Origin of the sequence: Paenibacillus sp. YN15 (genome assembly GCF_003285005.1) — a bacterium.
Classification (GTDB): domain Bacteria; phylum Bacillota; class Bacilli; order Paenibacillales; family NBRC-103111; genus Paenibacillus_AR.
Map to the genome: position 1 here is coordinate 1 of NZ_QMFA01000049.1, position 19665 is coordinate 19665.

19 protein-coding genes are annotated in these 19665 nt (G+C 58.6%); 4 read left to right on the top strand and 15 right to left on the bottom strand.

Annotated elements, in window-relative coordinates:
- Window positions 1-348 precede the first annotated feature (348 nt).
- The 3 genes from DQG13_RS26515 (at window position 349) to DQG13_RS26525 (ending at window position 4645) form a co-directional block, all read left to right on the top strand.
- Window positions 349-636, top strand: coding sequence for an ArsR/SmtB family transcription factor (locus DQG13_RS26515; protein ID WP_113023200.1), 288 nt, complete (start codon window positions 349-351; stop codon window positions 634-636).
- Window positions 636-3146, top strand: a complete 2511-nt coding sequence (locus tag DQG13_RS26520) for an FAD-dependent oxidoreductase (protein WP_113023201.1) — start codon at window positions 636-638, stop codon at window positions 3144-3146. The genes DQG13_RS26515 and DQG13_RS26520 overlap by 1 nt, the downstream gene beginning before the upstream one ends.
- Before the next feature lie 119 nt (window positions 3147-3265).
- Window positions 3266-4645 (top strand): dipeptidase, encoded by a 1380-nt coding sequence (locus DQG13_RS26525; protein WP_113023202.1) that lies wholly within the window; start codon window positions 3266-3268, stop codon window positions 4643-4645.
- A 102-nt stretch (window positions 4646-4747) separates the two neighbouring features.
- Here DQG13_RS26525 and DQG13_RS26530 read toward each other — a convergent pair whose 3' ends face one another.
- The 7 genes from DQG13_RS26530 to DQG13_RS26560 form a co-directional block, all read right to left on the bottom strand.
- Window positions 4748-5287, bottom strand: coding sequence for a DinB family protein (locus DQG13_RS26530; protein ID WP_181593015.1), 540 nt, complete (start codon window positions 5285-5287; stop codon window positions 4748-4750).
- 177 nt (window positions 5288-5464) lie between these two features.
- Window positions 5465-5662 (bottom strand): lipid II flippase family protein, encoded by a 198-nt coding sequence (locus DQG13_RS26535; protein ID WP_113023204.1) that lies wholly within the window; start codon window positions 5660-5662, stop codon window positions 5465-5467.
- A gap of 70 nt (window positions 5663-5732) precedes the next feature.
- On the bottom strand, window positions 5733-6029 hold the full coding sequence (locus tag DQG13_RS26540) for a stage VI sporulation protein F (protein ID WP_113023205.1): 297 nt from the start codon (window positions 6027-6029) through the stop codon (window positions 5733-5735).
- A 250-nt stretch (window positions 6030-6279) separates the two neighbouring features.
- Window positions 6280-8388, bottom strand: a complete 2109-nt coding sequence (gene recG / locus DQG13_RS26545) for an ATP-dependent DNA helicase RecG (protein ID WP_258525879.1) — start codon at window positions 8386-8388, stop codon at window positions 6280-6282.
- Window positions 8333-9190 carry a DegV family protein gene (locus tag DQG13_RS26550; protein WP_113023207.1) on the bottom strand — a complete coding sequence of 286 codons (858 nt, stop codon included), beginning with the start codon at window positions 9188-9190 and terminating at the stop codon, window positions 8333-8335. Before DQG13_RS26550 ends, recG begins: the two co-directional genes overlap by 56 nt.
- A 28-nt stretch (window positions 9191-9218) precedes the next feature.
- A complete protein-coding gene (locus DQG13_RS26555; RefSeq protein ID WP_397334023.1) occupies window positions 9219-10940 on the bottom strand; it encodes a DAK2 domain-containing protein in 1722 nt (573 codons plus the stop codon).
- A 64-nt stretch (window positions 10941-11004) separates the two neighbouring features.
- Window positions 11005-11364, bottom strand: a complete 360-nt coding sequence (locus tag DQG13_RS26560; RefSeq protein WP_113023209.1) for an Asp23/Gls24 family envelope stress response protein — start codon at window positions 11362-11364, stop codon at window positions 11005-11007.
- A gap of 265 nt (window positions 11365-11629) precedes the next feature.
- Between DQG13_RS26560 and rpmB the strand changes: the two genes are divergently transcribed.
- Complete coding sequence (gene rpmB, locus DQG13_RS26565; RefSeq protein ID WP_113023210.1) at window positions 11630-11818, top strand: 50S ribosomal protein L28; 189 nt, start codon at window positions 11630-11632, stop codon at window positions 11816-11818.
- A 131-nt stretch (window positions 11819-11949) separates the two neighbouring features.
- Here rpmB and spoVM read toward each other — a convergent pair whose 3' ends face one another.
- The 8 genes from spoVM to rsmB form a co-directional block, all read right to left on the bottom strand.
- On the bottom strand, window positions 11950-12030 hold the full coding sequence (gene spoVM, locus DQG13_RS26570) for a stage V sporulation protein SpoVM (RefSeq protein ID WP_113023234.1): 81 nt from the start codon (window positions 12028-12030) through the stop codon (window positions 11950-11952).
- Between the two features lie 307 nt (window positions 12031-12337).
- On the bottom strand, window positions 12338-12616 hold the full coding sequence (locus DQG13_RS26575; RefSeq protein WP_113023211.1) for a hypothetical protein: 279 nt from the start codon (window positions 12614-12616) through the stop codon (window positions 12338-12340).
- A gap of 2 nt (window positions 12617-12618) precedes the next feature.
- Window positions 12619-13302, bottom strand: coding sequence for a ribulose-phosphate 3-epimerase (gene rpe / locus DQG13_RS26580; protein ID WP_113023212.1), 684 nt, complete (start codon window positions 13300-13302; stop codon window positions 12619-12621).
- Between the two features lies 1 nt (window position 13303).
- Window positions 13304-14227, bottom strand: a complete 924-nt coding sequence (rsgA, locus tag DQG13_RS26585) for a ribosome small subunit-dependent GTPase A (RefSeq protein ID WP_113023213.1) — start codon at window positions 14225-14227, stop codon at window positions 13304-13306.
- A 6-nt stretch (window positions 14228-14233) separates the two neighbouring features.
- Entirely contained in the window at window positions 14234-16300 is a 2067-nt protein-coding gene (gene pknB, locus DQG13_RS26590) for a Stk1 family PASTA domain-containing Ser/Thr kinase (protein WP_113023214.1), read from the bottom strand.
- 5 nt (window positions 16301-16305) lie between these two features.
- The gene (locus DQG13_RS26595) at window positions 16306-17064 is read right to left on the bottom strand and encodes a Stp1/IreP family PP2C-type Ser/Thr phosphatase (protein WP_113023215.1); all 759 of its coding nucleotides are present in this window, start codon (window positions 17062-17064) and stop codon (window positions 16306-16308) included.
- Between the two features lie 5 nt (window positions 17065-17069).
- On the bottom strand, window positions 17070-18119 hold the full coding sequence (gene rlmN / locus DQG13_RS26600) for a dual-specificity RNA methyltransferase RlmN (RefSeq protein ID WP_113023216.1): 1050 nt from the start codon (window positions 18117-18119) through the stop codon (window positions 17070-17072).
- A gap of 123 nt (window positions 18120-18242) precedes the next feature.
- Window positions 18243-19625: a 16S rRNA (cytosine(967)-C(5))-methyltransferase RsmB gene (rsmB, locus tag DQG13_RS26605; protein WP_309472256.1), complete on the bottom strand. Its 1383-nt coding sequence runs from the start codon at window positions 19623-19625 to the stop codon at window positions 18243-18245.
- Window positions 19626-19665: the final 40 nt, after the last annotated feature.

Genomic DNA, 19665 nt, shown 5'->3' on the forward strand with positions numbered 1-19665 from the left:
TTCTATGAACATTTGGAGAAGGATTTCTGCTCCCTTTTTCATGTCAGGTTTGATGCATCGCTAGTGGAATGGAGGTAAATATAAGCGAAATTTCATATACAACTTGCCAAATCGGCGCGAATCCCTATATTGTATATGATTTTTCAGCTATACTGGCAGATTCGTTGACCCGCCATAAGTTCAAGCCCCCCATTGTTCAAAGACAGGGGTTCGGGGCTGTGCCGATTGCATCGGTACCCATTTATATGGTGCCCTGCCCGAAAAAATCCCTGCTCCTCCCTGCGGCTTGATTTTATCATCCGTATATCTTAATATTAGGATATATTAATTCAAGAAGGTGGCCAAAGCATGGACAATCAATTCAAGGCTTATATGGAAACAGCGGAAATTCTCAAGGCATTGGCGCATCCTGTCCGGCTCTGCATCGTCAAGGGACTGCTGGAGAAACGGGAATGCAATGTGACCTATATGCAGGAATGTCTGAGCCTGCCCCAGTCCACCGTCTCTCAGCATCTGCAGAAGCTCCGAGCCATGGGCATTGTGGAAACGCGGCGCAACGGCCTGGAGGTCAACTACACGGTAGCGGATGCGCGCATTGAGCAGCTGATCCGCATTTTTATGAAGGAGGAAGACTGATGGGCAAAAAGGTTGTTATTGTCGGCGGTGTGGCAGGCGGCGCATCCGCAGCGGCCCGGCTGAGGCGGCTGGATGAGGAAGCGGAGATCATTATGTTTGAACGGGACCCATACATTTCCTTTGCCAATTGCGGGCTGCCTTATTATATCGGGGATTCCATCAAGGAGCGGAGCAAGCTGCTGGTGCAGACCCCCGAGGCCATGAACCGGCGCTTTGCCATCGATATCCGCACCGAAAGCGAAGTGACCGGCATTGATCCGGCGCGCAAAACAGTCCGGGTCCGCAGCAAGGAGCGGGGAGAATATGAGGAAAGCTATGATGCCCTGATTCTGTCCCCCGGAGCCAAGCCCGTCCGGCCCAATCTTCCCGGAATCGGCAGCACGCGGATTTACACCCTCCGCAACATTCCCGATACCGACCGGATCAAGCGCAAGGTAGCGGAGGAAGGGGCCAAAAGCGCGGTAGTGGTGGGCGGCGGCTTCATCGGCGTGGAAATGGCGGAGAATCTCCGGGAGGCCGGACTTGACGTTGCACTGGTGGAAGGCGGGCAGCAGATTCTCGCTCCCTTCGATCCGGAGATGGCGGCCGCCCTTTCCCTGGAGCTGGAGGAGCATGGTGTGCGGCTTCTGGTTTCCCGTCAGGTGCAGAGCTTCCGCGAGACGGAAGCCGGCATTGAAACCCATCTGGCGGACGGAACCGTTCTGCCGGCGGATATGGTGCTGTTGGCTGTGGGCGTTGCTCCGGACACCGCTTTTCTGAAGGACAGCGGCCTGGAGCTTGGCCCCCGTGGGCATATCATCGTCAATGAGCGGCTGGAGACCAATCTTCCGGATGTTTTTGCCGCCGGAGATGCGGTGGAGGTAACGGACTTTGTGAACGGCGGCAAAACAGCCATTCCCCTGGCAGGGCCCGCCAACAAGCAGGGAAGAATTGCAGCGGACAATGTGTGCGGGTTGGGAAGCCGGTTCACGGGTTCCCAGGGCACCTCCATCATCAAGGTATTCGGATTGACGGGCGCCTCCACAGGAAACAACGAAAAAACCCTGCAGCGCCTGGGCATTCCTTACCATGTCACCTATGTGCATCCCAATTCCCATGCCTCCTATTACCCGGGAGCCACCCCCATTTCGCTGAAGCTGCTGTTTAATCGCGAAGGCGCCGTTCTGGGAGCCCAGGCTGCGGGCTATGACGGCGTGGACAAACGGATAGACGATATTGCCACCGTGATCCGGTTAAAAGGCAGCGTAACCGACCTCACCGAGCTGGAGCTGGCCTATGCTCCCCCCTACTCCTCCGCCAAGGACCCGGTGAATATGGCGGGGTATACGGCGGAGAATATTCTCGCCGGCCGGACCCGGGTATTCACGACCGGAGAGCTGGCGGACCGCAACCAGGCGGAAACGGTGCTGCTGGATGTCCGCTCCGAGCTGGAGCACAGGAACGGCTCTATTCCCGGGTCCATCCTGATTCCGGTGGATGAGCTGCGGGGACGCCTGCACGAGCTGAACCCTGCCAAGGAGATCTGGGTGTATTGCCAGGTGGGCCTGCGCGGCTACACCGCCTCCCGCATTCTCCAGCAACGAGGCTTCCGCGTGCGGAATCTGGCCGGAGGCTACAAAACCTACCAGCTGGCCCAATACGTTCCCGGCCGGGAAGCCGGGAGCGCAGGGAAGGCTGCCGCCGCTGCTAAAACCAGCCCGGCTGCCGAAGCCACCCCGGCAGGCGGCGCAGCCAAAGCCCAAACCGCAGCGGCGCTGGAAGCCCCGGTTCGCGCAGATGCGGAGCTGGACGCCTGCGGCCTGTGCTGCCCCGGCCCGCTGATGCAGGTGAAGGAGCGGATGGACGGCCTTCAGGATGGGCAGGTGCTGCGGGTAACCGCCACCGATCCCGGCTTTTACAAGGATATTCAGTCTTGGGCCGACATGTCCCATCACCGGCTCTTGCATCTGGCCAAAAACGCCAACGGTCAAATCGAGGCCGTTCTGTGCAAGGAAGCCCCGCTCCCCCAAGCGGCCAGCAGCCCGGCTGCGGCGGCCCGCCCGGAGGGCAGCACCATGGTGGTATTCAGCGGCGATCTGGACAAAGCCATCGCCAGCTTTATCATCGCCAACGGGGCCGCGGCCAGCGGGAAGAAGGTGACCATGTTCTTCACCTTCTGGGGCTTGAACGTGATCCGCCGTCCGGAGAAGGTGCAGGTGAAGAAAAGCGCCATCGGCCGGATGTTCGGGGCCATGATGCCGCGGGGCAGCCGGAAGCTGGCCTTGTCCCGGATGAATATGATGGGCATGGGCGCCAAGATGATCCGCGGCGTCATGAAAAGCGGCAATGTCGCCTCCCTGGAGGAGCTGCTGGCGTCCGCCATCAAGCAAGGGGTGGAGCTGGTGGCCTGCCAAATGTCCATGGACCTGATGGGCATCGCCAAGGAGGAGCTGGTGGACGGCGTTGCCATCGGCGGCGTCGGCTACTATCTGGGCAAAGCGGACCAATCCGGGATCAACCTGTTCATCTGAGCCATCCCCTCTTGGGCTCCTGCCCCAACAGTTCCCGCTACCCCGCCGCAAGAGGCAATCAACCTGCGGATATGGTACAATTACCAGCGAGACTGTTGTGAAAAGGAGAAGAAGATCCGATGACTCAAGAGGTCACACGCTATTTGGCAGAGCATCATGAACGGCATGTGGAGGAATTGAAGGAATTTATCCGGATTCCCAGCGTAAGCGCCAGTTCTGCGCATAAAGAAGACATGCGGAAAGCGGCCCGCTGGCTGGCTGACCGGTTGACGGAGGCGGGATTGGAGCATGTGCAGGTCCTGGATACGGACGGACATCCGGTGGTATACGGCGACTGGCTCCATAATCCCGGCCAGCCCACGGCCCTCGTCTACGGCCATTACGACGTTCAGCCGGCGGACCCGGTTGACCAGTGGGAGACCGATCCCTTCGAGCCGGTCATTAAGAACGGCAGGCTGTACGGGAGGGGCGCCACCGACGACAAGGCGCAGCTGTACACCCAGGTGAAAACGGTGGAAGCTTTTCTGAAAACCAAGGGCAGTTTGCCGGTGAATGTGAAGTTCTGCATAGAGGGTGAAGAGGAAATCGCCAGCCCCCATTTGGCTCCTTTCCTGGAAGCCCATGCGGAGCTGCTTCAGGCCGATCTGATCGCAATCTCCGACGGTCCCATGATCAGCGCCGAAACGCCCTCCATCTGCTACGGCCTGCGGGGAATCTGCGGCTTGGAGCTGGAGATTCAAGGGCCCAAGTCCGACCTTCACTCCGGCCTCTTCGGGGGAGGCGTGGCCAACCCGGCAACGGCGCTGGTTAAGCTCCTTGCCTCCATGAAGGATGAGCAGGACCGGATTCTCATCGACGGCTTCTACGAAGGGGTCATCCCCATGGATGAAGCGGCCCATCAGGCTTTCCGGGAGATTCCCTTCGACGAGGAGAAAACCCGCCAGGAATTGAATGTGCAGGAGCTTGCCGGAGAAACCGGCTATTCTTTCCTGGAACGGACCAGCGCCCGCCCCACCCTGGAAATCAACGGGCTGTACGGCGGCTACCAGGGAGAAGGCCTGAAGCCCATCGTCCCGTCGGGAGCGGGGGCCAAAATTTCCTGCCGGCTGGTGGACAATCAGGACCCCGATGACATCTACCGGAAAATAGAGCGGCATGTGAAGAGCCACACTCCCGCCGGCGTGACCGTGACCACGAAGCAGACCCACCGGGGCAAACCCTTCTACATCCCTGTAAACCATCCGTACATACAGGCCGCATCCGTATCGTATGAGGAAGGTTTCGGGAAAAAGCCGGTGTATATCCGCAGCGGCGGCTCCATTCCGATTATCGAGGTGTTCTCCAGAGTGCTGGGCGCGCCGGTGGTGATGCTGGATTTCGGCTTGCCAGAAGAAGGCATGCATGCCCCCAATGAATATTTCCAGCTGGAGAACTTCTCCAAAGGCACCTCCACCCTGTGCCGCTTCTGGAATGAGGTCGGCAAGCTGGGAAGACAGTAAGTATACTGATGCGACAAAAATAACCGCCAGGAGCATCGGACGGTCCCTCTAAGGGCGGCGTCCATGATGCCTGGCGGTTTTTTTGCACTGTTTTGCTGAGGATTACCGGCGACGGGCCAATCCCAGCTCCCCGAAATACCGTTCCTCCAGCACCTGCAGATGATGGGCGGCATGGCCTGCAATGACGCAGCCCCAGGACAATGGGGTTCCTTCGTGGCCGTTGACGATTCCCTTGCGGTCCCACTCCTCCTCCTTCAGACTCTCCATGAGCAGAATGGCGGATCGCCGGGAGGCCTCGAACAGGGCCAGAATGGCGGAGAGGGGCTGCTCGTCAAACGAAGCCTGGCGGACAAACTCATTTTCCTCAAACCCCGGCAGCGGTGTCCGGTCGTTGCGCGCCGCCCTCAGCAAACGGTAAGCAAAAATCAGCTCGGTATCCGCAAGATGCCCTGCAAGCTGCTTGATGCTCCACTTGCCGGGGGCATAGCGGTACAGGCTTTGTTCCTCCGTCAACGGCGCCAGAAGCTCCACTATCTCCTCAGTCTGCCGCTTCAGAACAGCAATTAAGTCTCCCTCCGGCGTCTTTCTCAGGTATTGGACAATATGCTCGGGATAATCCTGCAGCTCTGGTCTTCTTTGCACAGCCTTCACTCCCCGTTTGGCAAGAATCTTTTGCTTTATGGTAGCACGGTCTTGTCCATCTGTAAACGCGGCTTCTAGTGAAGCAGCCCGGCCCGGCAGCTCCAATAGGCGGCCGGCACAAACAACAGCTGGGCCTTGTCCGTCAGCAATGCAGCTGCTCCACCGTAACGCTGGTCATCATCCGGGGGAGGGAGCCTGCCAAAGGGGACTGCACATGTTGGCGGTGCGCGAGACCAAAAGCAGGATTCTGGTCAGGGACAGGGACACGGCCAGCTTGCCCGTCCTTACGCCAGCCAGCCGCAGGGAATAGGAGAGGGTTTCCGCACAGTGGATCAGCCCCGTCAACATGCACACTGTTGCAATTATAGCCGTCATGCCGCCAATACCTCATTTTTCCATTTCGATTCATGGTAACATGCCCCGGCTTCCTTGTAAATTGCTTGATCTACCGGAACATATTCCACAGCCGCAGGAGATGCATAAAATTGTTGGGGTCGATCTGCTGCTCCAGAACGAAGCGGACCAGCTGCCGCTTTTGCCGCTCCGGGGTTTTTTCATTCAAAATCCGGAGCCCGCGGTCCACCAGAAAGGAGACCGTCTCGGGATTCTCCAGGTCCTCCCGGGTCAAACCTTCGGCCAGCTCCTTCAGCCGTTCCTTTTTGATCGGGTCCTTGGCCTTTTTCTTCAGCTTCTCCACCCATTCCCTCTCGATTCCATACTCTCCGTAGCTTTGAAAGCCCAAGCTCTGCCCCACCTTTCCGTCAGCCGCCGCGGGAGATCTCCCGTTGGAACGGACAACCTCCCCGGCTTGCCGGGTTTGTAACAGTATATGGGCTCCTGCACAGGTGTGATACCGGCTATCCGGACAGAGAATCCGTTATTTTGCCAAAACGCCGGCTTTTGCTGATTTCGCGGCCACTTCCCCCCCTCATATGTAAAAAAAGGCCCTCCATCGGCAGCTTGCCAATAGAAGGCCTTTTCAAATCCAGTGCTTAATCCAACGGCTCTCCGCTCTCGGGCACGTCGCGGTTGAGGAACTCCCGCAAGGGGGCCAGCTCCGCGGCGGTCCAGAACCGGGGCTCCGCCACCAGCGCGGCGGCATCCTCCCGGGCCTGCTCCAGCACCTCGAAGTCGCTGACCAAATCCGCCACCTTAAACTCCGGCAGACCGCTTTGCTTCGTGCCGAAGAAATCGCCGGGGCCACGCAGCTCCAGATCCCGCCGGGCAATCTCGAAGCCGTCGTTGGTCTCCGTCATCACCTTGAGGCGCTCCTTGGCAATCTCGTTTTTGGGATCGGCAATGAGCACGCAGTAGGACTGGAGCTCGCTGCGGCCCACCCGGCCCCGGAGCTGGTGAAGCTGGGACAGGCCAAAGCGGACGGCGTCATAGATCACCATCAAGGTGGCGTTGGGCACATCCACCCCCACCTCAATAACTGTGGTGGAGACCAGCACATGGACCCGGTTCTCCTTGAAGGCGTTCATGATTTCGTCCTTTTCCTGGCTGCTCATCCGTCCATGGAGCAGACCGATGCGCAGATCGGGAAAAGCCTGGGTCAGCTGAACATGCACATCAATGGCATTCTGCACATCCAGCTTTTCCGATTCCTCAATCAAGGGGCAAACCACGTAGGCCTGCCGCCCTTTCCCGATTTCCTGGCGGATGAAGCCCAGCACCCGGTCCATTTTGTCATGGGTGACGGAATAGGTCAGAATCGGCTTCCGCCCCTTGGGCAGCTCCTTCAGGGTGGAAATATCCAGATCGCCGAAGGCGGTGATCGCCAAGGTGCGGGGAATGGGAGTCGCCGTCATGGTAAGCACATCGGGATTCATCCCCTTGCGCCGCAGAATGCCCCGCTGCTGGACGCCGAACCGGTGCTGCTCGTCAGTGACCACCAGCCCCAGATTGCGGAAGAACACATCCTCCTGGATCAGAGCATGGGTGCCCACCAGAATATCCGTCAGCCCCATTTGCAGGGCCGCCAGGGCATCCTTGCGCTGCCGGTCCGTCAGGCTGCCCGTCAAGAGCGAAATCTGCACATCGAAGCCCGCAAACAGACGCTCCAGCGAGGCCTTATGCTGCTCCGCGAGAATTTCCGTGGGCACCATCAGGGCGCCTTGAGCGCCGGCTGTAATCACCGCATACAAGGCTGTGGCCGCCACCACCGTTTTGCCTGCGCCTACATCGCCCTGAAGCAGACGGTTCATGGCATGGGGGGCCTCCAGATCGTCGAGAAGCTCGGCAATCACCTGCTTTTGGGAATGGGTCAGGGAAAACGGCAGCCTCCGCACAAAATCCCTGACCTTGGGCCTGTCCACCTTATGGGGAATGCCATCGGCCTTGGTCCGGTTCAAGAGCCGGTACGCCTGCACCTTCAGTTGAAACAGGAACAGCTCCTCATAGACCATCCGCCTGCGGGCCGCCTGCCCCTCCCGGGCATCCGTGGGCTGGTGCAGAATCGCCACCGCTTCCTTGCGGGTAATAAACCGGTAGCGCTCCACCAGCTCCTCCGGCAGCACCTCGCCGATCATTCCGCCGAATTGAACCAGCGCCTGCTTGATCACCTTCCGCAGGAAGGTCTGGGTAATCCCTTCGGCTGTGGAGTACACCGGCTGAAGCGTTCCTGTGCGCCCCTTCTCCCCTGCGGCGTCGGGAAATTCCGAGGAGCCCACAATGATGGTCTGGCGCTTTTCCTCCCATTTGCCCGAAACCACAATTTCCTTGCCCGGCGTCAGCTTCTCCTTCATATAGTGCCGGTTAAACCAAACAGCCGTGATCAAGAAACGGCCTCCCGCCATGAGTCTGACGGTAAGCCGTGACTTGCTCCGGCCGTATACGGACAGGACGGGCTCCCCGTAAAGGGTGCCCTGTATCGTAATCTTCTCCCCGTCCTTGACCTCGGTGAGATCGCGGAGTCGGTAATCCTCATAGCGGAAAGGATAATATTCCAGCAGCTGCCCTACGGAGTGGAGCCCCAGTGCGCCGAGCTCCTTGGCCTTCTCCGCGCCGACGCCGCGAATCTGCCGCAGGGGAATGGTATATAAATCAACGGCCGCCATGAGCCGGAACCATAAAAACCCCGACCGTGCCGCCGCCCACATGGGTGCCGATCACCGGTCCGATTGTTGTATACATCATTTCAACCACCTCAAAATGCTGGTGAATCAGCGCACTTAATTCCTCCGCATGCTCCATGGCGTTGGCATGGGCCACCGCCACCCGGACAGGGCCCTGATGCTTCTCCGCCAACCGTTCCATAATACGGACCATGGCCTTTTTGGTGCCGCGGGTTTTGTCCACGGATACAACCGTGCCATCCTCCACGGAGAGGATCGGTTTAATCTGCAGCAGCGAGCCCAACAGGGCCCCCGCCTTGCCGATCCTTCCCCCTTTGTGGAGATATTCCAGCGTATCCACAAGAAAGTACAAGGAGGTCTGCCTCCGCAGCTCCTCCACCCTGCTCAAAATGGTCTCCTTGCTCTCGCCGGCCATGGCGGCGCGGGCCGCTTCCACCACCAGAAGCCCGATGCCGTAGGTGGCGGTCCGGGAATCCACAATGGTAATGTCGGCGGGCTGCTCCAGCATCCCCTTGGCCATACACGCCGACTGATAGGTTCCGCTGAAGCTGGAGGACAAATGAATGGATATGATAACTGTATCCGGTTCCGCCGCCAACCGGTTGTACACCTCCAGAAAATCCAGCGGCGAAGGCTGGGAGGTGGTGGGAAGCCGTTTTTCCCCGGCAAGCTTCACGTAGAAGTCCTCCGGCGAAATGGTCACGCCATCCAGATAAGCTTCTTCGCCGAAGTGCACCTTCAGCGGAATCATCTCGATGGCAAGCGCCTCCCGAAGCTCGGGCGGGATATCCGAGGTGCTGTCTGTCACAATGCGAATCCGGCCCAAGGGTTCACCTCCGTTTCGTTCCATATTTCTATTCCACTGCGATCAGGTACGCATACAAAGGCTGCCCGCCATAGTGGATTTCCACTTCCGCGTCGCCGTGCTGCTCCTTCAGATAGGTCTTAAGGCTTTCGGTATCCGCAACGTTTGCTTCCTCACCGGTCAGGATAGTTACCACTTCGCCGCCGGACTCCAGCATGCTGTCCAGCAGATTGCGGCAGGCCTCCTGCACGTTCCGGTTGGCGGTCACAATCTTGCTGTCGTGGATGCCGATAAAATCCCCTTCCTTGATCTCGATGCCGTCAATGGAGGTGTCCCGCACGGCAAAGGTAACCTGGCCGGATTGCACCCCGGCGATGGCCCGCAGCATGGCTTCCGTATTCTCCTCCTGATCAGCCGACTCGTCGAAGGCCAGCATGGCGGCCATCCCCTGGGGAATGGACTTGGTGGGAATCACCACAAGGGTCTTGCCCTCCACCAAATCGGCAGCCTGCTTGGCAGCCATCACAATATTGGAGTTATTGGGCAGCACATAGACGATTTCCGCATGGACGCCTTCTACCGCATGGACAATATCCTCGGTGCTGGGATTCATGGTTTGGCCGCCGGAAAGCACTTCATTCACACCCAGGCTGCCGAAAATCTCGGCTACCCCGTCGCCCATCGCCACGGATACAAAGCCATACTTGGAGCTTGCTCCCTTGCCGCTTACTCCCGCCATGGCCCCATGTACGGGAATCGGCTTCAGGGCGGCAATATCGCTCTCCGGCGCAATATATTCATATTCGTCGGCCATCAGGATATGGGTATGCTGGTCGCGCATATTCTCGATCTTGATCTTGGTCAGATCGCCGAAATTCATGGCGTAGTTCATCACATTGCCGGGATATTCCGCATGGACGTGAACCTTGACCAGATCATCGTCGGCCACCACCAGGAGGGAGTCCCCCATTTTGCCCAGCTCCTGCCGGAACGCCCCTTCATCAAATACATACCCGGCTACCTTGCCCGGCACCAGAGTAACGATGAACTCGGTGCAATAGCCGAATTCAATATCCTCCGTGCTGAGCATGGACTGGGCGCTGTGCTTGCCCTCCCCGGACGGCGCGGCAGAGGCGGGCAGCTTGTCCGGCGCGGCTACAGGCGCAGTCTGGGCCGGAAGGGCGGCAACCGCTTCGCCCCGCAGCGCCGCAAGGAAGCCTTCATAAATGCACATGAGGCCCTGGCCTCCGGCATCCACTACCCCAACCTGCTTCAGCACGGGCAGCTGATCCGGCGTCCGCGCCAAAGCGGCGTTGCCGGCCTGCACAACCTCGCCCATCAGGTCCGACACATCGGGAAATCTGCGGGTGACGGAGACGGCATGTTTGGCCGCTTCCCGGGAAACGGTGAGGATGGTGCCCTCCACCGGCTTGACCACCGCCTTGTAGGCTGTATCCACTCCGTTCTGAAGCGCCGCGGCGAACTGCTGGGCGTTTGCGCTCTCCAGCTCCTGCACCGATTTGGCGAAGCCGCGGAACAGCTGCGACAGAATAACCCCCGAATTGCCCCGGGCGCCCATCAAAAGGCCCTTGGAGAGCGCCTCCGCCGCCTTGCCCAAATGGGGGTTGCGGCGCTTCTTCAGCTCCTCCACGCCGGAGGTCATGGTCAGATTCATATTGGTGCCCGTGTCGCCGTCCGGCACAGGGAATACGTTCAGTGCATTGACGCGGTTTACATTGGCCGAGAGGCTCCCCGCCCCCGCCAGCACCATCTGAAAAAAGTCGTTTCCATCAATGGAAATAAAGCGCTTACTCAAGAAAAATTCCCCTTCCTGGTTAACGAGATACGCGAACCCCTTGCACAAAGATATTGACGGTCTCCACTTGCAGGCCGACGACATCATTCATCATGTACTTTACCCGGTTTTGCACATTGTGCGCCACCTCGGAAATTTTCGTACCGTAGCTGACGATGATATATAGATCAATATGCAATGCGTCCGCTTCCTGCCGGATTTCCACGCCACGGCTCAGGTTCTCGCGCCCCAGAAGCTCCGTGATGCCATCCTTCAATTGCTTGCGGGAAGCCATGCCCACCAGCCCATAACATTCCAATGCGGCCGAGCCCGCCAGAATAGCGATCACTTCATCCGACACATTGACTTTTCCGAATTCATTGGCCTGTTGAATTGGCATTTGTACCAACTCCTTTTTCTGACAAGTGATTAATGGTATTATGGTCCATTCTTCATTGTACTATAATTTTTAGAAGCACGCGAACCTATTATACCGTAAGTCGCCGTGTTCCTCAATCTCCCGGGGAAACAGCATTTGCTTGTCCGAAGCAATTGACCGTGGCCTGCCCTTATGCTATTATGTTAAAGTATGTTTCAAAAAAAGAATTCCCACAACATGCAGATCTCGGATTACTCCGCAGCTCGACTTTAAGGAGGTGTCATAGATGTCCCGCAAGTGTTATATTACCGGTAAAGCTCCCAAATCCGGCCACAATGTGTCCCACGCCAACAACAAGACCAAGCGCAACTGGGGAGTGAATGTGCAGAAGGTCCGCATCCTCGTTGACGGCAAGCCGAAGCGCGTATGGGTTAGCGCCCGCGCACTGAAGTCCGGCCTCGTTACCCGCGTGTAATCATTCCGCAATCCCATCATTGCGGAATAAGACAAAAAGCACCCGTACCGCTTTTGCGAGAGGTGCTTTTTTTGTCTGTCGGGTCCCGGCCGGGGCGCTCTCAGGTTGTCTGCTGGCTTGCCGGATTGCCTCTAGTGTTTGCTGAAGGTATTGAGGATCGCCTTCACGAAGCCCCCCAAAAACTTAGGCAGCTTGATGGTGTAAAATTTCATCCTAACCCCTCCCTCAGGGCTTTTCGTCAGAAAAGCCAGCATCGTAAGCATAAGCGCTCGCGCAAGCTGTCGTCTGCAGCCCTTGCCAGCTTGCAGCCGCTCTCCGCCGTTTTTCATCCTTTGCTCCATGACAAGCCCTATGCCCTGTTATGCTACTATATATATTCGCAGCACCCAAAAAATGTGCCTATGATTTGCCCCCGCAGAAAGAATGCGCCTGCAGCGCATTTCCACAAAAAAAAGGGCTACGGGCAGGCTCTCACCCCCGTAACCCAATGTATGTGTACCAGCTCATAATTATTCCAGGCTAAAACGGCGACTGCGGCAATTGCTCCGGCGTCACCCAGCCGTAGCCCAGCGCCAGGAACACGTACACCAGCGAAAAGAACAGCGCCCCCACAAACGCCAGCACCGCAAACCAGATCCGGTACTTGGTGGTCTCCTCACGCTTGAAATACTCCATGCCGATAAGCACGGCGCCCAGCGAAAACACATATTTGAACGGGCCGCTTGTATACATAAACAGGCACAAAAGCAGCGCGGCCGCAAGCATAAAGCCAGTGAACACCCATTTGCTGGTAGTCACGGTTACCGCCCCCTCCTTTCGTATCCCTGTTGGCCGGATGCCCGGATCTGACCGATGGCTTCCGCCCTGTCCCGCTGGCCGAAGACGGCATTGCCCGCCACCAGCACCTGGGCCCCCGCCTCGGCCACCATACGGGCTGTTTCCGCGTTGACGCCGCCATCCACCTCAATAAGCACAGACGCAAGTCCCCGGGCGTCCAGCAGCTCCCGCAGCGCCTTAATCTTCGCGGTAACGGCGGGAATGTACTTCTGGCCGCCGAAGCCGGGGTTTACCGTCATCAGCAGCACCATCTCCACCTGATCCAGCACATATTCGATTGCCGAAAGAGGCGTCGCCGGATTCAGCACTACGCCGGGCTTCACGCCGTTCTCCCGGATAAAATCCAGGGTCCGGTGCAGATGGGGGCACGCTTCGGCGTGGACCGTCAGATAGTCGGCTCCCGCCTTGGCGAAAGCGGGAATGTAGGCATCGGGATTTTCAATCATCAGATGCACATCCAGCGGCAGCCTTGTGACGGGCCGGATGGCCTCAACCACCAGCGGCCCCAGCGTCAGATTGGGAACAAAATGCCCATCCATCACATCCACGTGTATAAAATCGGCTCCCGCCTGCTCCGCCTCCCGGACCTCTTCCCCAAGACGGGCGAAATCCGCGGACAAAATAGAGGGGGCAATATAGATGGACATGTTAATACCTCCGTTTCCTGTCCTTCATCTCCTGCAGGAAGATCAAGTAGTGCTCGTAGCGGCTTGGCGCCACGCGGCCGCCCTCCGCCTCTTCCCGGACCCTGCAGCCCGGCTCCTTGTGGTGCAGGCAGCCGCGGAAGCGGCATTCCTCCGCCAAAGGGATAAATTCCCGGAAGGTCCGGCCCAGATCCTCCGGCTCCATCTCCATAAAGTCCAGCTGGCTGAAGCCGGGGGTATCCGCCACCCAGCCGCCTCCCGGCAAGGGAAGCAGCTCCACGTGGCGGGTGGTATGCCTGCCGCGGCCCAGCCTCATGCTGATTTCCCCTGTCTCCAGATTCAGCTCGGGCAGAAGCGCATTGAGCAAGGTAGACTTGCCCACGCCGGACTGCCCGGAGAACACGCTCAGCCGCCCTTTTAGAATATGGCGGACAGGCTCCAGCCCCTCTCCCTCCTTGGCGCTGGTCACAAAAACCCGGTAGCCGATCTCCTCATACAGCCGCTGCACGGCGTCCGCATCAAGCTGGGCCGGCTGGGTGTCGCTTCCTTTGACCAAATCCTGCTTGCTGAAGCAGATCACCGGCTCCAATCCCGAATGCTCGATATGGACCAGGAATTTATCCAGCAGCTGGAGATTGAGCGCCGGCTCATCCAGGGAAAACACCAGCACCGCCTGCTCAATATTGGCCACCGGCGGGCGGATCAGCTCGCTCTGGCGCTTGTGGATTTCGGTAACGGTCCCTTCATTGTTCTCCGAATATTCGAAGCTGACCCGGTCTCCCACCAGGGGGGTGATGCTGCGTTTCTTAAACACCCCCCGCGCCCGGCACTGGACGGTGGCGGGCTGGCCGTCGCCGCCAGCCCCCTCCCCATCGGGAAACACATAATAATAACCGCTTAACGCTTTGACAATCAGACCATCTGGCATGTCTTTTTACCCTCCCGATGGTTTCGGACTTGGTTTGACTGACCCTGCTGCATGGGTTGCCGTCGGAGACGCCGCTGCCGAAGGACTCGCGCTTGGCGCTGTCGGTGTTGGCGAGGCGGAAGGTTTGGTCTTCTGGTCCAGATAGTTCTGGTAGTTGATGGTTTCCGAATCCCACAGCACATTGTCCCGGTAGATTAAGATCGTGGCGCTTTTTTCCTTGGTCAGCGTCACCTTGACATTAATAATTTCCGAGCCGGACACCTCCATGGTGTTATAGTCCTCATTGTCGAACTTGGCGTCGGAAATGACGATCCGGAAGATGGAGGATTTGCCGCTGGTGGCAGCCGTCAGCTTCTTGCTGGCCGTATAGGTCACGGCGTCCTTGGGCGGACCGGAGCTGACGAACAGCTTGATCTCCATGGAGGGCTCCACAGGGTCCCCAGTCTTATAGGGATGGGTATCCACCACCCTGCCGGAGGGAACATCGAAGCTTTCCACATTCTCCCTGCCATTTTCCCCCGCCGCCAGCTTGAGCCCCACAGACAGCAGCTTGGCTTCCGCTTCGGCCACTGTGCTGTTCACCAGATCGGGCATAATCACCGTTTGCCGGCCCTTGCTGTAATAAAACTTGACCTTGCCATTGACGGGATCAAATTCCGCGCCCACCGCCGGCTCCTGATTGACTATCGTATCCTCGGGAAGCTCGGAGAAAACGGCGTCGCTTAAAATCTGGTCCTCCTGCAAGCCCGCAGCCAACAATTCAGCCTTTACATCCTTGAAGAGCCTGTTCTTGTAGCTCTGCATCATCTGCTTTTCGGCGCCTTTGCTTACCAGAAGGGTAATCTCGGTATTTTCCTTCAGCTTGGCGCCGTCGGGGGTTCGCTTGAACACCTGCCCTACCGGCTTGTCGCTGAATTGCGGCTCCGCCACCACCTGGAACCCTGCCTGGGTAAGCAGGCTCTCCGCTTCGCTCTGCATCTTGCCCACCACTTGCGGCACAACCACATCCTTGGGGATGATCTTATCCTTGAAGCCGGGAATCACCCAAAACCACATCACGGACAGAAAAACAAGAAAAATCCCTGTCCATACCAACGGAGCGATCCAAATATTGCGCTTCTTCCGGAACTCCGCCTCCGAACCGTCCCTCACTTCCACCTCCAGGCCCGCTCCCGGGCGGAGGGCCGGCAGCACTCTGGTGGCTTCTACGTCCAGACCGTCATCCAAAAAGGTCAGCTTGGGCTCGTTGCGGCGCTTGGGGTCCAGGGCCGTCTCCAGATCCTGCAGCATATCGGAGGCGGACTGGTACCGCTCGTCGGGATTTTTGCGCATGGCCTTCAGAATAATGTTCTCCACACTTTGCGGAATCAGCGGATTCACCTTGCGGGGCTCCTCCACATTCTCCTGCAGATGCTTCAGCGCCACGCTGATGGGGCTTTCCCCAAGGAAAGGAAGCTTGCCCGTCAGCATCTGGTACAGGACAATGCCCAAGGAATACAGGTCCGACTTGGCTCCGGTGGAAATTCCCTTGGCATGCTCCGGCGAGAAATAATGGACAGAGCCGACAACGGACCCGGTTTGCGTAATGGTGGAAGAGGTTGTCGCCCGGGCAATCCCGAAATCCGTTACCTTGATGCGCCCGTTTTTGCCGATCAGAATGTTATGGGGCTTGATATCCCTATGTATGATCTGATTATGATGGGCATGTTCCAACGCGTCGCAAATCTGGGTGGCAATATGCAGGGCATCCTCCACCTGAAGGGGAGCCTTCTCCCGGATCAGGTCATTTAAGGTCATACCTTCCACATATTCCATCACGATAAAGTGGTTGTCGCCTTCCTGGCCGACATCGTACATACTGACAACATTGGGATGGGACAAAGATGCGGCAGACTGGGCCTCCCGGCGGAACCGCCGGATAAATTCCTCATCGTGGACATACTGCTGGCGCAGCACCTTCACAGCGACGTAACGGTTCAGCAGCAGGTCCTGGGCTTTGTAAACCAAAGCCATTCCCCCTCCGCCGACCCGCTCCAAAATTTCATATCTTCCGCCTAGCGTTTCACCGATCAACTATCTCACCCCTCTTTACCGGAAGCTTCCGCCGGCCGGTTTTCAATCAGGACAACTGTCACATTATCGTCACCGCCGGCAGACAAGGCGCGCTCCACCAGTTCATCAACCTTGCTCTCCAATGAAGTTTGGGATTGCAAAACAACCAGGCATTCTTCCTCGTCCACCATGTTGCTGAGGCCGTCGCTGCACATGAGGAGAATGTCCCCCTCCGCCCAGCTATGCTCCACCACATCCACCTGCACCTCGGTATCCGTGCCCAAGGCACGGAGCAGCACATTGCGGCGGGGATGGTGGTCGGCTTCCTCGCGGGTAATCTGTCCGCTCTTCAAAAGCTCATTCACCAGGGAATGGTCCTCGGTCAGCTGGACCAGCCGGTCGCCGGCCGCCAAATACGCCCGGCTGTCGCCGATATGGCCCACCACCAGTTGATCGGCGGTGGCCAGACTGACCACCACCGTGGTCCCCATCCCACGCAGCTGCTCCCGCTCCGAGGCTTGCCGGTACACCTCGGCGTTGGCCGCTTCCACTGCAAGCCGGATGGCCTCCTTGCGTTCCTCCAGAGTAGCGTCCGGCCGCAGTCCGGACAACTCCTCCCGGATCTTCTCAATGGCCAGTTGGCTGGCAATATCGCCGGCCCGATGGCCGCCCATCCCGTCGGCGATAATGGCGATCACCGTACCGCATTTTTCCGGCAGTATCACCGCCCGATCTTCATTGACCGAGCGGATTCTGCCCACATCCGTTCTTTCCGCTGTCCGCATCCTTCTCACCTCTGACTCGACTCCATATGCTTCGCCCGGAGCTGGCCGCAGGCGGCGGCAATATCTCCGCCCTGCTCCCTCCGGATGGTCGCATTGATTTTGTTGCGCTCCAGAATTCTCTGGAAGTTGAAAATATCATCCCGGGTGGTTCTTACATAATTGCGCTCCTGGACAAAGTTCACCGGGATCAGGTTGACATGGCTCAAGGGGATGGTCTTGAGCACTGAAGCCAGCTCCTCCGCATGCTCCGCCTTGTCGTTGACGCCCCCCATCAGCGCGTATTCGAAGGTCAGCCTGCGGCCGGTTTTTTCCGCGTAGTGCCTGCAGGCATCAAGCAAATCCGCCAGAGGATACCGCCGGTTCACCGGCATCAGCTTGGAGCGGAGGGTATCGTTGGGGGCATGGATGGAGATGGCCAGGTTAATCTGGGTATCCTCTTCCGTGAACTTGTAGATGGCCGGAACAATCCCGCTGGTGGACACCGTGATATGTCGCTGCCCGATGTTCAGCCCCTTCTCGTGGGTCATGAGCCGCAGGAACTTCATGGTGGACTCATAATTCTCGAAGGGCTCGCCGATGCCCATAACCACAATGCTGGATACCCGCTCCTCGGTTGCGTCCAGCAGCTGCTGGGCCTTGACGATCTGGGCCACAATCTCGCCGGGCCGCAGGTCCCGCTTCAGGCCGCCCAATGTGGACGCGCAGAAGGTACAGCCGATGCGGCAGCCCACCTGTGTGGTGACGCAGACGCTGTTGCCGTAGTTGTGCTTCATGATGACTGTTTCAATGGCATTTTTGTCCTGCAGCTCAAACAGGAATTTCACCGTGCCGTCCTTGGACTGGTAACGGTCGATTTCCCGGAGGGTGACAAATTCGAACTGGGCGGCCAGCTTTTCCCGCAGGGCCTTGGAAAGATTGCTCATTTCCTCAAAGGACGAAACCCGTTTGACATAAAGCCAATCGAATACCTGTCCGCCGCGGAAAGCCTGTTCGCCGTTGTCCTTCATCCACTGCTGCCATTCCTCCAGCGAAAAATCATATACAAAAGGCTTCATATTCTCACAACCTGCTTTTCAGATTTCGTATCTTACGAGCTCCTCCAGCGGATGCCGGACAGTCTCCTATTTTTATTGTAACGAAAAAAGGCGGGACAACGCAATCCCGCCTGCGTGGAGCCGCTACTCTTTCCGGCGCATCCGGGCGATAAAGAAGCCGTCGGAGCCGTAATCCTGGGGCAGAAGCTGCAGCATACCCGCGGCGCCCGCTTCCTCCGCCTTGCCCGGGGGCAGCACGCCCTCCGGGAAGGGCTCCGGCGCGAAGCCCGGCTCGTCCGCCAGGAAACGCCGCACCTGCTCCTCATTTTCCTCCGGCTCCGTGGTGCAGGTGCTGTATACCAGGATGCCGCCCGGCTTCAGCAGCCGGTGGACCGCCTGCAGAATGCTCCGCTGGAGCCCGGCAATTTCGGCAATGTCCCCTGCGGTTTTGGCCCATTTGAGATCCGGCTTCCGCCCGATGACTCCCAGCCCTGAGCAGGGAGCGTCCAGCAGAATCCGGTCAAAGCTTCCGGCAGGGTACTTGTCCGCCAATTCCCTGGCGTCGGACACCACGGTCCGGATGTTCCGGAGCCCCAGGCGGTTGGCCTGCTCGCGGATCAGCGCCTCTTTGTGCTCATGGAGATCCGCCGCCACTACCTCCCCCTTGCCGTCCATCAGCTCGGCCAGGTGAGCCGATTTGCCCCCCGGGGCGGCGCAGCAATCCAGCACCCGCATCCCCGCTTCCGGGGCCACCACCCGCGCTACCAGCATGGAGCTTTCATCCTGAATGGAAAATTCCCCCGCGGCAAACAACGGATGGCCTCCCAGCCGTCCGCCGGAAACCGCCACCAGACCGTCGGTTGCCAGCGCGGAGGGCCGTGTGTCCACTCCGGACTCCGCCAGCCGCTCCGTAAGCGCTTCGCGCGTTCCCTTCAGGCGGTTCACGCGCAGGCTGACCTTGGGCGGCTCGTTGTTGGTCCGGCACATGGCCCGGGCCTCCCCTTCGCCATACCGGTCCAGCCAGCGCTTCACCATCCACTCCGGATGGGATTCCTCCAACGCGATCCTTGCCGCCGCAGGCAGTCCTTCCGGCAAGGCCAGACGCTCCTTCTCCCGCAGCACATTGCGGAGAATGCCGTTGACCAGCCCGGCGATGCCGGCATGGCCGCGGCGTTTGGCCAGCTCCACCGCCTCGTTCACGGCGGCATGGGGAGGAATCCGGTCCAGGTAGCGGATTTGGTAAAAGCTTAAGCGAAGAAGGCTCCGAACCCACGGTTGGAGCCTTTCCAGTCCTTTGGCGGCAAAACGCGCCAGGAAATAATCTATGGTGTTCAGCCGCTGGATGGTGCCGTAGACCAGCTCAGTAGCCAAAGCCGCCTCCTGGCGCTCCAGCTTCAGCTTCTCCAGTGTTTGATTCAGCAGCAGGTTGCTGTAAGCCTGATCCTGCTCCACCCGGGTCAGCACATCCATGGCCGCTTCACGGGCCCCGGGCTTGCGCCCGGGACGATTCATCGAACCTTTAGTCAACGTCTTGCTCCTCCCGATCCATTGTTAAGATCCCCAGAGT